Origin of the sequence: Enterobacter sp. FB (genome assembly GCF_000805795.1) — a bacterium.
GTDB lineage: Bacteria > Pseudomonadota > Gammaproteobacteria > Enterobacterales > Enterobacteriaceae > Enterobacter > Enterobacter roggenkampii.
The window spans coordinates 60,426-72,601 of the sequence record NZ_JSZC01000002.1 but is presented as its reverse complement, the minus strand read 5'-3'; the positions used below and the strand labels follow the sequence as shown (position 1 = coordinate 72,601).

Annotated in this window: 12 protein-coding genes and 2 pseudogenes; 6 read left to right on the top strand and 8 right to left on the bottom strand. The window is 49.3% G+C overall.

The window, feature by feature from the left end; genetic code table 11:
* Positions 1-63: 63 nt before the first annotated feature.
* Positions 64-1,041 (bottom strand): AraC family transcriptional regulator, encoded by a 978-nt coding sequence (locus PI91_RS00475; protein WP_231591592.1) that lies wholly within the window; start codon positions 1,039-1,041, stop codon positions 64-66.
* A 121-nt stretch (positions 1,042-1,162) separates the two neighbouring features.
* Between PI91_RS00475 and PI91_RS00470 the strand changes: the two genes are divergently transcribed.
* The 3 genes from PI91_RS00470 (at position 1,163) to PI91_RS00460 (ending at position 2,891) form a co-directional block, all read left to right on the top strand.
* Complete coding sequence (locus tag PI91_RS00470; protein WP_039265220.1) at positions 1,163-1,696, top strand: carboxymuconolactone decarboxylase family protein; 534 nt, start codon at positions 1,163-1,165, stop codon at positions 1,694-1,696.
* A gap of 495 nt (positions 1,697-2,191) precedes the next feature.
* A complete protein-coding gene (locus PI91_RS00465; RefSeq protein ID WP_039265219.1) occupies positions 2,192-2,563 on the top strand; it encodes a hypothetical protein in 372 nt (123 codons plus the stop codon).
* A 37-nt stretch (positions 2,564-2,600) separates the two neighbouring features.
* A complete protein-coding gene (locus PI91_RS00460) occupies positions 2,601-2,891 on the top strand; it encodes a hypothetical protein (RefSeq protein WP_039265218.1) in 291 nt (96 codons plus the stop codon).
* Between the two features lie 188 nt (positions 2,892-3,079).
* Here PI91_RS00460 and PI91_RS00455 read toward each other — a convergent pair.
* Positions 3,080-3,328 (bottom strand): annotated as a pseudogene (locus tag PI91_RS00455) (IS5/IS1182 family transposase); the annotation flags it as partial.
* 86 nt (positions 3,329-3,414) lie between these two features.
* On the opposite strand from PI91_RS00455, the gene istA reads away from it, so the two are divergent.
* Positions 3,415-4,437, top strand: coding sequence for an IS21-like element ISSen3 family transposase (istA, locus tag PI91_RS00450; protein ID WP_000627495.1), 1,023 nt, complete (start codon positions 3,415-3,417; stop codon positions 4,435-4,437).
* Positions 4,434-5,216, top strand: a complete 783-nt coding sequence (gene istB / locus PI91_RS00445) for an IS21-like element ISSen3 family helper ATPase IstB (RefSeq protein WP_001531258.1) — start codon at positions 4,434-4,436, stop codon at positions 5,214-5,216. Before istA ends, istB begins: the two co-directional genes overlap by 4 nt.
* 67 nt (positions 5,217-5,283) lie before the next feature.
* Here istB and PI91_RS00440 read toward each other — a convergent pair.
* From PI91_RS00440 to PI91_RS00430, 3 genes and pseudogenes are all read right to left on the bottom strand, one after another.
* Positions 5,284-6,021: pseudogene (locus PI91_RS00440) on the bottom strand (IS5-like element ISKpn26 family transposase); the annotation flags it as partial.
* Positions 6,022-6,294: 273 nt separating this feature from the next.
* Positions 6,295-6,597, bottom strand: a complete 303-nt coding sequence (locus tag PI91_RS00435) for a hypothetical protein (RefSeq protein WP_039265217.1) — start codon at positions 6,595-6,597, stop codon at positions 6,295-6,297.
* Positions 6,594-7,220, bottom strand: a complete 627-nt coding sequence (locus PI91_RS00430; protein WP_039265216.1) for a ParA family plasmid-partitioning AAA ATPase — start codon at positions 7,218-7,220, stop codon at positions 6,594-6,596. Before PI91_RS00430 ends, PI91_RS00435 begins: the two co-directional genes overlap by 4 nt.
* Positions 7,221-7,486: 266 nt before the next feature.
* On the opposite strand from PI91_RS00430, the gene PI91_RS00425 reads away from it, so the two are divergent.
* Positions 7,487-8,839: a hypothetical protein gene (locus tag PI91_RS00425; protein WP_039265215.1), complete on the top strand. Its 1,353-nt coding sequence runs from the start codon at positions 7,487-7,489 to the stop codon at positions 8,837-8,839.
* Positions 8,840-9,113: 274 nt separating this feature from the next.
* Here PI91_RS00425 and repE read toward each other — a convergent pair whose 3' ends face one another.
* The 3 genes from repE to umuD all read right to left on the bottom strand — a co-directional run bounded on the left by repE (position 9,114) and on the right by umuD (position 12,015).
* On the bottom strand, positions 9,114-9,869 hold the full coding sequence (gene repE, locus PI91_RS00420) for a replication initiation protein RepE (RefSeq protein WP_039265214.1): 756 nt from the start codon (positions 9,867-9,869) through the stop codon (positions 9,114-9,116).
* 443 nt (positions 9,870-10,312) lie between these two features.
* Positions 10,313-11,584 carry a Y-family DNA polymerase gene (locus tag PI91_RS00415; RefSeq protein WP_039265213.1) on the bottom strand — a complete coding sequence of 424 codons (1,272 nt, stop codon included), beginning with the start codon at positions 11,582-11,584 and terminating at the stop codon, positions 10,313-10,315.
* Positions 11,584-12,015 carry a translesion error-prone DNA polymerase V autoproteolytic subunit gene (umuD, locus tag PI91_RS00410; protein ID WP_039265212.1) on the bottom strand — a complete coding sequence of 144 codons (432 nt, stop codon included), beginning with the start codon at positions 12,013-12,015 and terminating at the stop codon, positions 11,584-11,586. The genes PI91_RS00415 and umuD overlap by 1 nt, the downstream gene beginning before the upstream one ends.
* Positions 12,016-12,176: the final 161 nt, after the last annotated feature.

Here is a 12,176-nt window from a genome sequence, read left to right as displayed (position 1 = left end):
CACACTGGTCCACGCAATTGACGGTATGGCCGAGCTGCAGGTTACTTCGCTAATCTCTGCAGTCTAATTCTCAGCCTGTTGACCGTTAATCTTATCCACCTCGGTGGGCTCGTTGCCAGTGATCGTTGTGCTGTACCCACGTTTACGGTGCAGAGCAGGCGTTATGCCCCAGGTTTTTTTGAACGCTTTAGAAAAAGACGACAGCGACAAAAAACCACACTGTTCGGCTACTCTCTCCGTTGTCAGGTTTTTCTCTTCTGAAAGCAGTCTTGCCGCCAGCACCATACGTAACTGGTTGAGCCAGACCTGGGGCGTCTGATGATAGCTGTATGAAAAGTGGCGGGCGAAAGTGGCACGGGACAGAAAACAGCGTTTCGCCATCGATTCCATCGTCCATGGCGACGCAGGATCGGCGATGACGGCCAGTATGGCGGGAGCAAGACGTGTGTCGCTCAGCAGCCGTAACACACCCGCGGGAGGCTCGTGCAACGACAGCAAAATACGCAGGATTAGCGCGAGCAACGTATCTGCCAGCCCCTTCACGATACTCGTACTGCCCGGCAAACCGCCAAGACTTTCGCGTACCAGCATACCCAGCAGTGTTTCCAGTTCAGGGACATCGTGTTGCTCATCGGCATGGAGATGGATCAGCGTTGTTTCATCGGCGAACATCCAGCGATAACCCGGCCCGAAATGAAACTCGCCACACAATACCTCGACCGCAGGCCCCAGTCCTTCCGTCCACACTTCAGTGACGATGCCATTATTGTTGACCTGAGCAGGTACGACCTGCCCCCAGTCCACCAGACTTTGCAGTAAATGTGGCGATCCGTGCGGGAAAAGAATGATATCACCCGCACGCACGTCGAACGTCTTCCCCCCAACAATCAGCCGGGTTTCGCCACGAAGAATGACGTGCCAAGGCACAATACCGGCGGCTTGTTGCGGATGGTCGGCATCCCAGCGCCCGGTAAAACGACAGTGAAGATTGACGCTACATGTTGGTGCCAGTAAGGAAAGCAAGCGGCTGAGATTGTCCACTCTGACTCCTGAGACGATAAGACAAATAATCGAGACGATACGGCCTGCATGCCCGCCGGCTGCGCTCTATTATGTGCTCATCGCCGATACGGCGAAACCCTTAAACTGAAAGGAAAAAATGATGAGCCGTTTAACTTCCGTACAACCTGAAAATGCCACTGGCACGACAGCAGAACTCTTCAGCGCCATTAAACGGGCGATGGGTAAAGTCCCGAATGCCTACCAGACCATTGGCATCGCCCCCGACATTCTAGGTCATGCATTGCAACACAACGCCACGCTGGCTAAAAGTCAGTTGAGCAAACAGGAAATTGAAGCCGTTAACCTTGTGGTCAGTGAAGTCTCAGGGTGTGATTACTGTCTGGCGGCGCATACGTTGACCGGAAAAATGGCAGGTTACAGCGTTGAGCAAATTCAGGCATTACGCCGGGGAGAGTTCCCGGAAGATCCGCACATTGATGCACTGGTCAAATTTGTAAAAACGCTGGTGACGACCCGCAACACCTTACCAGAAGAATCCGTCAGTCGTTTTCTGGCAGCAGGCTTTAGCGATCGGCAGGTGGTGGAAGTCATCAGTGCAGTCAGTGCGATTCTGTTTACGAATATGATCAACCGTGTGAATGACACCCTGGTGGACTTTCCAAAAGTAAACTAACCCCACATGTGGCAGAAAGGCATCTCTTTCTGCCACAACAATTATGCTAAATGGACCATTTAGCCTCAGTCGTCAGCGAGAATTGAATTTGAGTAACGATAAATTATCTCGTGAACCGACAACAGTTATGGTGATCTATCAAGGTCCGCTCCTCGCTCATAGCTGCCTGTCAACGTGGTCAAGCTCCCTTATCGCAGACCAGGGGTATAAAAAATCACCTTAACGTACAATAATTTTCGATATCCAAACTGACCCCTTAATGATGTCTCAGGTATTACAAGCCAGAAGAAGTTTTTAACTGCCGTCAAGGCCGGCGCTCAACCAGTTTTGGATTAGAACTTTGAACTCAAATTTACCTTGTTAGCAAGGGTGTTGGAACGCTCCCTCATGATTAGCCTGTTTATTTATATGGGTAATAATTCTGGCCGATATCATTCAAGATTTAGCTCAATATGCCGATTAAATGAATATTGCATGTGAATGGAGCGTTAACAGATGACACAACATATTGCCTGGGACACTTTTCCGATCCAGTTTAATGAAAAAGTCAAAAGTGAAGTAACGAATGTGGCCGCATGGCTGAGTGATGAATACACCTCCAGAAACATCATATCCGACGACGACCTAAAGTATTGTGTGATGCGTAAACTCGATAAGATTGCGTTATCAGCGATGCCTGCACCCTATCTGGGCCGTACTTTGTTGCTCATGGCTTTTTATGGCCTCCTGGAGAAACCTGGTGTTATTTCGTTCGAGGATATTGAAGACGCTCGTTGGTTACTGGATAAAGAAGAGTATGGAGTTCCGGCAAGCCCATGCAACCCTGATAAATTACATAACTTTCCGAAAAGTTGGTTTAAACGATGAAATATTTCCGACCCAAGTTCTTTAGGGAGAGAAAAGTATGGACGTGATAATCGAGCATGCAGTTCGTTTACTTCGCGACAGAGATCTTTCTTATCTTGAGGAAAATGCCAGACAGGAAGTTCTTTCCCTTTATATTGATGATAAAAAGAAGCCTTCAACGGAAGGACGAGTGGTACTGGCCCTGCATGCTCAGGCTGTTGGTTTGGATCTTCAGGAGCCAGCACTACAGGCAATGGCTCTGGATATCCTGTTGGGCTCCGACAAACTGTACATTCTTGATGTACTGAATCGTATTCAATTCCTTCTTCTGGAAATAAAGCCAGAGTGAAGAAGGGTGTAACCTCGCGTTCTTCGCTCGTCATCAGTTAAGGAAGGTGCGAATAAGCAGGTCATTTCTTCCCAAGCTGACTCGCTGATTAAAATTTCGCGGATCTGGGCCGATTTTTTTCCCGCAAACACATCGAATCAGCCTATTTAGGCTATTTTTTCCACCATTTCTGGCGTTATTTCCGGTTTTTACTGAGATCTCTCCCACTGACGTATCATTTGGTCCACCCGAAACAGGTTGGCCAGGGTGAATAACATCGCCAGTTGGTTATCGTTTTTCAGCAGCCCCTTGTATCTGGCTTTCACGAAGCCGAACTGCCGCTTGATGATGCGAAACGGGTGCTCCACCCTGGCACGGATGCTGGCTTTCATGTATTCGATGTTGATGGCCGTTTTGTTCTTGCGCGGATGCTGCTTCAAGGTTTTTACCTTGCCGGGTGTTACCAACGGTGCAAAACTGATCCACCCCAGCGGTTGAAAATTGATCCAGGGGTTAATCTGCTCCTCTGAATACAGGGGAGCTTATGATCACTTTTGAGATTCGTATGGAAATTAAAGTCCTGCACAAGCGGGGAATGAGTATCCGGGCCATTGCCAGGGAGCTGGGTATTTCGCGCAATACTGTCCGCAGCCACCTGAAAGCCAAATCTGAAAAGCCGCAGTATTCACCACGCCCGGCACCATCATCACTGCTCGATGAATACCGTGATTACATCTCTAAGCGGATCAGCGATGCGCATCCCTACAAAATCCCGGCGACCGTTATTGCCAGGGAAATCATGGAGCTGGGCTATCGTGGAGGGCTTACTATCCTGAGAGAGTTCATCCGTAAACAGACCCTGCCAGCACAGGCAGAACCGGTCGTTCGCTTCGAAACCGAGCCCGGACGGCAGATGCAGGTTGACTGGGGGACCATGCGAAACGGCAAGTCACCCCTGCATGTGTTCGTCGCTGTTCTGGGATACAGCAGAATGCTTTACATCGAGTTCACCGACAACATGCGCTACGACACGCTGGAAGCCTGTCACCGCAATGCGTTCAGCTTCTTCGGCGGTGTACCGCAGGAAGTCCTGTACGACAATATGAAAACGGTGGTGCTGCAGCGTGATGCTTACCAGACCGGGCAGCACCGGTTCCATCCTTCCCTGTGGCAGTTCGGCAAAGAGATGGGCTTCTCTCCCCGCCTGTGCCGTCCCTTCAGGGCGCAGACTAAAGGCAAGGTGGAGAGGATGGTGCAGTACGCCCGCAACAGCTTCTATATCCCGTTAATGACACGCCTGCGTCCGATGGGGATCACCGTCGATGTTGAAACCGCAAACCGTTACGGCCTGCGCTGGCTGTACGATGTGGCCAATCAACGTAAGCATGAAACTATCCAGACCCGCCCCTGCGATCGCTGGGTGGAGGAACAGCAATCCATGCTGGCACTGCCACCGGAGAAAAAACAGTATGACGTGCAGGTTGATGAAAGCCTGATGACCTTCGACAGGCAGCCGTTGCATCATCCGCTCTCCATCTATGACACGTTCTGCAGAGGAGCCGCATGATGGTCGAACTGCAACATCAACGGCTGATGGTGCTTGCCGAACAGCTCCAGCTGGACAGTCTTATCGGCGCAGCGCCGGCGCTGTCGCAACAGGCGGTGGATCAGGAATGGAGCTACATGGACTTCCTGGAGCACCTGTTACATGAGGAGAAACTGGCCCGGCATCAGCGTAAACAGGCGATGTACACGCGGATGGCAGCCTTCCCGGCGGTAAAGACGTTCGAGGAGTACGACTTCACCTTCGCCACCGGCGCTCCTCAGAAGCAAATCCAGTCGCTGCGATCCCTGAGCTTCATAGAGCGTAACGAAAACATCGTGTTGCTGGGGCCATCGGGCGTGGGAAAAACGCATCTGGCGATAGCCATGGGCTACGAAGCAGTACGGGCGGGCATCAAGGTTCGCTTCACAACAGCAGCGGACCTGCTGCTACAGCTGTCCACTTCACAGCGTCAGGGCCGTTACAAAACGACTCTCAATCGTGGTGTCATGGCCCCGAAGCTGCTTATCATCGATGAAATAGGTTATCTGCCGTTCAGTCAGGAGGAAGCCAAGCTGTTCTTCCAGGTCATCGCCAAACGTTACGAGAAGAGCGCGATGATCCTGACCTCCAACCTGCCGTTCGGGCAGTGGGATCAGACGTTCGCCGGTGATGCAGCGCTGACATCGGCGATGCTGGACCGGATCTTACATCACTCACACGTCGTGCAAATAAAAGGGGAAAGCTATCGACTGAAGCAGAAACGAAAGGCCGGGGTTATAGCTGAAGCTAATCCTGAGTAAACAAGGTGGATCAATATTAAACCGTTGGTGGTGGCGGTAAGTGGATCACTTTTTACCCGTTGTTGACACCGGGACGCTCGGCGATCAGCCAGTCCACATCCACCTCGGCCAGCTCCTCGCGCTGTGGCGCTCCTTGGTAGCCGGCATCGGCTGAGACAAATTGCTCCTCTCCATGAAGCAGATTACCCAGCTGATTGAGGTCATGCTCGTTGGCCGCGGTGGTGACTAGGCTGTGGGTCAGGCCACTCTTGGCATCGACACCAATGTGGGCCTTCATGCCAAAGTGCCACTGATTGCCTTTCTTGGTCTGATGCATCTCCGGATCGCGTTGCTGCTCTTTGTTCTTGGTAGAGCTGGGTGCCTCAATGATGGTGGCATCCACCAAAGTGCCTTGGGTCATCATGACGCCTGCTTCGGCCAGCCAGCGATTGATGGTCTTGAACAATTGACGGGCCAGTTGATGCTGCTCGAGCAGGTGGCGGAAATTCATGATGGTGGTGCGATCCGGCAGGGCGCTATCCAGGGATAATCGGGCAAACAGGCGCATGGAGGCGATTTCGTACAGGGCATCTTCCATGGCACCGTCGCTCAGGTTGTACCAATGCTGCATGCAGTGAATACGCAGCATGGTCTCCAGCGGATAGGGCCGTCGGCCATTGCCCGCCTTGGGATAAAACGGCTCGATGACAGCGGTCATATTCTGCCATGGCAGAATCTGCTCCATGCGGGAGAGGAAAATCTCTTTTCGGGTCTGACGGCGCTTAGTGCTGAATTCACTATCGGCGAAGGTGAGTTGATGGCTCATGATGTCCCTCTGGGATGCGCTCCGGATGAATATGATGATCTCATATCAGGAACTTGTTCGCACCTTCCCTAGTAAACCGCGTCTTTTTCGGCTCACTTTAAGTGTTCTCCTTTGTTTTATCCAGCATCGCGCTCAGTTCTATAGGCACTGACGCTGTTGCAATATAAAAAGGTTTATTACTTACAATATCGCAACAAGATAACAAGATAGCAAGATAGCAAGATAGCAAGATAACAAGATAACAAGATAACAAGATAACCAGTTATCTCTCCATTACTTAAGTTTCGCTTTTTCAATAAGTTGAGATAGTTCTTCTTTCGTTAACCGATCTAACGCCATCAGAGCAGCTCTCACTACGTCTGATCTATTTACTCTTGTTCGTCCAGATAACATTTCATCTCTGATAACGTCATCAATTGCACGTAAGTTCTCATCAGCCAAGGAAATACTAACTGGCTTAGCTTTTCCTGCTGTGTGTTTTTTAGCGGACAACTCTTCTGTCGAACTGAGAGCTGCAGAACCTCCATGAATGAATGCCGCTTCGTCTTTTGGAGGGGTATGGCTGCGATTCCTCATAAAATAACTTCCTTGACCAGTGCCTCAACTTCTTCTTTAGCTTTATTGTTCTGCGTTTCAAAAATTGTCATTGATTCTGCCCAGGCATCTCGATGTGCTTTACGATCGCATACTCGGGAGCTTGCCAGATGCATTTCTGGGTAATCCTTGAGTACTTCAGCTGCCTGATTGGCTTCATTAACAAACATGTTAGTGGGAGTCATGTTTAAAACGAGATATCCTCGAACATCCTCATTAAAATCTTTTGCTGCCGTAAATACAGAGCATGTATGAGGCACAACATCCAGGTCCATCTGTGAAGGGCGCAAAGGAGAAATGAATACATCTGCGGCCATCAATCCACTACGCATTTCTGCACTATCACGACCAGCACAGTCTGCAATGACAAAATCATAGGATTTTTCGTGTTCCTTTAACATTGCTTTGATGTTGCCAGTCGCGCCTGTAACCGGTATATGGGGTAGTTCTTCAGGACGGTTGTTATACCAGGTTAATACTGATTTCTGGTCATCTGCATCAACAATAAGAACTCTTTTACCAAGAGACATAAGATACGCCGCGATGGAAACAGCCAGCGTACTTTTGCCAACACCGCCTTTTTGACTTCCAAGAACTATGATCATCTTTGCACCTTCAATCATGTTAACTTATTAAGATAATGATATAGTTTCGATACAAAAGCAACATATTATCTTATTAAGATAACAAGCTAATACAATAAGAACTATAAAATATATACGTTTCAATTAGTTATATATTCATAAGATTATGATCACTGATTAAAACTAAGATAACAACATAGTAAGATAGTAATCTAGTAAGATAACAAATAAATAAGATAGTAAGATGTTAACATGGTAAAATAACAAGATGGTAAGTTGGAGGTTATATGGAGCTGGTCCGGAAGAAAAATCCGAGAGGAAGATTTGAGCGGAAACTGAATCTGGCTGAAAAGGAAGCCCTGCTGCACGTATTCAGTAACGGTCGAAAACCAAGTCAGGCGGATTTACGCATTGTTAATGCCGTTCTTGAAGAGATGGACCGACAAGAACTTTGGATCAAGTGTGACTGTGTTGACTCGGACCCAAAAGCAGAAGGCCCCTTTAATTGTGAAGTAAACGTATCCAAGTTACGCCATGTAAAAACAACAAGGCCACATAACGAACAGTGTCCGTTGTACCGACTAAAAAAAGAAAAAGACGCAGACAACACCGTTGGGGAGGGGAAAACCAGCCCACTGAACCCTGTCGGAGGCGATGACTGGCTCCCGGATAAGAAGAAGGAAGCAAGAGCGGTCGCAGTGGAGGGACCGGTAGTGCCACGTAAGCGCAGGCGCAAAACGTTGAAACCCGTCCCGGCCCTTGGGCGAAAATTACTGACGCTCATTGAAGCCGCAGGCCTGAACCAGCTTGAGCTGGTTCCGGAGTATCAAAGTCCAGGGCTGACAGGTGCGATCTTCAGGCTAAAAGAAGTGCTGGAAGAGCACTCAATGAGAAATGGCACACCTCTGAGCCAATTATTCAGTTGCTCACCCTGGCTGAGCATCGATCGCATCGATGAAATGCTCACAAATTTGGAATCAATACAGGGTATCAACAGCGAGGAAAAAGAACTGTGCGTATATATCATCGGGATAGCGACAGAAGTCAGCCGGGAAGAAGTGACCTTTAGCGTTCGTAGGAAAACCTTCACGCACCGGCCAGAGGCACGAGTCAGTATTAATGGCGAAAATAGTTATAATGCCGGCAGCCGAGCTCCCTACTGGGCGATTATTGAATATAGAAGGGGGAGGGATGGTAATGTTTATTGCCATGAAAGCTACGCCCATGCTGCTTATACGCTGGATAATCCGGTACCTGTCGACAGCAATAAGGAGCGTGATACCCTGAAGGTAATCATCAATGCCAGCAGTTATGCCGGTCGCCAGCCAAATCACCCAGAAACAATTAGTCTCACCAAACCTCTATTCACGATGAAAAGCATCAAAGATGGTGTGGAGGATGTAATTCATCCTGATTTCATCCTGAATGTAGCACCTGCCGACGAACGTGCAGTGACGACGTTCATCATTGAAACAATGGGATATGAGTCCGAGGACTATATAACGCGCAAAAAGAATACGCACAGTTTGATGGAGCAAGAAGGGGTGTTGTTAACCGATCCCCCGGGCTGGCCAGCGGCTTCAGATAAAACGTTTAACAGTGTTCTGCTCAGACATATCTTCAGCGCAGGCAAAGTGTGACAATTCACCCTCACGCCCAGAGCACAGACGTTCTACCACGCCATCTGTGACAAACGACACTCATTTTATTGCAGGGATGTATGACAAAATGCCTTCAGCTATCTGTGACAATTTGCCCTCAGTGGAGGAATGGAAATGAGGCTTTGATGGGAATGTGTATAACACATACCTGTCAACTACTGGGTTCAGAATGGTGTTCTGTGACAAATCACCCTCAAAACCCCTGTTAAAGTGTGACGACCTGCCCTCGAAAATGTGACAAACAGCCCTCTGATTATTCAGAAGTAATAGACGTTATATCTCTGAAAGTAAATACAATATGTGTGGTCTGGCGGCCTTTCTTCTTCTCGATGTAGGACAGACGCATCGGGGTTCTGCTGTTGATCTCATCCACGCTGGCCTGCAGGAAGCGACGGCGGAAGTCAGGCATGCGTTGATAGCTTTGCGGCAACTGATACCTCTCCATAATCCAGTCAATTCTCAGCGAAACCACACCAGAACCATCAGCCTTACGGTACTGACAAAGGGATTCATACAAGCGCATGGCATAGGGATTGGTGATCTCTTTCGTTTCACTCAACCTGAACTGCGTGAAGCGGTTCTGCAGGCCAATGAAGAACGGTATCAGGTAAGGATTAATGTGAACGCTGTAAAGTCCCCTAGATGGGCTGTGGGCGCGTTTAATAAACCAGGGAAAAGATTCATATCCCTTTTCTTCTCCGGCATCCTCTTCAGGCCTGTAGAAAACAACCTCTTTCCCGGCAAAGCCCTTTAGCGCCTGCCGAATATCTTTACTTGCTTCCGCAGAAGTAAGGCCAAAGGTCTCAGCATACTTTGCAACCTGAATCTCACAGATCCCGTCATGCTCCTGCAGCGTACCGTCAGACTTTCTAATCTGGTCCACAAAAAGATAAAGCATACGCTTTTGATCGCGAGATAAACTGTATGCCGCCTCAGTCAATTCGTTTGACTGGACAATACGCGGGCTATTCTTACGTTTTTTATGGTTGATAACCGCAATTTCCGACATGACAGATCCGTGTTAAGTGTGACAGATTTTTAGATTGTCACACTAAATGAAAAAGAGTCAACAGGTAGGGATAACTTTGTGGAATACAGCAAATCATGAGGGCAATTTGTCACAGGGTTAAGGGCAATCTGTCACACTTTAACAGGGGTTTTGAGGGTGATTTGTCACACTGAAAGGGCAGATTGTCACACAGATCCTTCTCAAACCCGCATGAATAAAGGGCTAAGAGGTATTCTAAAAAGATAAACCTAACAACCCTTTAAAAAGATCTTTAAAAAATATGCCCGTGGATAAGTGGATAAACCAGAGTGGGATATCCATTAAACACTGAGCGTAAGCAGAATATATCCGTTTAGTTCCCTGGTGCTTCCTCGCTCACTCGCGGGCTTCGCCCTGTCGTTCGGCTGCGGCGAGCACTGCTGGCTCTCTCTGAAAGGCGAAATTTAACTGATCCGTGCAATGGGGATATCTTTCCAGCGGGTTGTGTACGCTGGGGACAGCATGTCGCGTTTCATCTGCCAGGATGGCGCAATCCCTCGTCCAGCAAACCAGACATGCCCAAGGCCGGAATGATTAATGCCATCGAGCACTTTCATCAGCTCGGCGCTGTGAGGGCGTGGCGGACGTTCGTCGAACAGCTGCAACTGCGAAATACCGGAGCCGGTAAAGTCATTCAGCATAACGCCGGCTTTGGCATACCGGTGTCCATCCTTCCAGATACGCTCCAGAGCCGTCGTGGCGGCTGCAATGATGTCACGAGTGTCCTGAGTGGGGGTAAGCAGTTTCTCCGTGGCCACATTGCCGTAGTAAGGCTCTTTAACGGCGAACGGAGATGTTTTGATGAAAACGGAAATATGCAGGCAATACTGGTGTTCTTTACGCAGTTTTTCAGAGGCCCGCTCTGCGTATTGACAGATAGCCTGGCGGAGCGAATCGTACTCCGTGATCTTTTCGCCAAAACTGCGACTGCAGACAATCTGTTGTTTTGTTGGTGGGGCTTCCTCAAGCGACATGCAGCTTTCCCCGTTCAGTTCGCGCACCGTTCTCTCTAGAACTACGGAGAAATTTTTCCGGATGAAGGCCGGATTTGTCAGGGCCAGATCGAGCGCGGTCTTGATACCCAGTACATTGAGTTTGCGTGCAATGCGATTTCCAACGCCCCAGATCTCTTCGACCGGCTGCAGTGAAAGCAGTTTACGCGTTCGCTGAGGATTCCCCCGGGTCAGGGCGAGCACACCACGAAACTGTTTCCACTCTTTTGAGGCCCATTGTGCTGATTTTGCTAGCGTTTTCGTCGGTCCAGCTCCAACGCCGATGATCAGGCGGGTACAGTCATACACGTGTTGGCGCAGCTGGCGGCCGAAGTCTTCCAGATCCATGCAGTGCTCCACGCCGGTCAGATCGAGGAACATCTCATCAATCGAATACTGTTCCACTCTAGGGGCCAGCTCCTCCAGGCAATTCATTACGCGCGCCGACATCGAGGCATAAAGTTCATAATTGCTTGAGAATGCGTTTATTTTTTCCGGGTACCGCTCGTTTTTTATCTGGAACCACGGCGTACCCATTCGTATCCAGGGCTTCGCCTCGGCACTTCTTGCGATTACACAGCCATCGTTATTACTGAGCACGACAACCGGCTTTCCCTTCAAATCCGGTCGGAAAACACGTTCACAACTTGCATAAAAGCTGTTCACATCGGCCAGGGCAAACATCAGTACATCTCCCTGGGACGGTGGATGATGTGCGTCACTACGCCAAAGATATCCAGATCGTCCGGGTTGGGATAAATCGGCGACCAGGAGGCGTTCATGGGCTGCAGCGTCAGTCGTGGCGTCAGCAGAAGCCGTTTGACCGTAAACTCCCCCTGCACGCTGGCCACAACGATATCGCCGTGCTGGGGCTTCTCTGCACTGTCCACAACAAGCAGATCGCCATTGTAAAGGCTGCCGTCGGACATACTGTCACCGCTGGCACGCAGGTAGTAGGTCGCGCTCGGATGCCGTATGCAGTAATCATGGAGATCCAGATCGGACTCGACATAGTCAGCTGCAGGGCTTGGAAAACCGCAACTGGCCAGGTCTGCAAACAACGGATGGGCCTGTGGTGGGAGTTCTTTCCCGGTGCTGAAAAGTTGCAGTTTCATCTTTCCTCCAGACGTCTAAAAATACTGGTTATGTATACAGTATATTTAACAGTGAGACGATAATCCAGATCACCTGCGATACTTACATAGTGAGTAACTTAAGATGCTCAAAAAGATACAAAATATCATTTTGATGTTTTTATATTGCTCATAATGAGAAA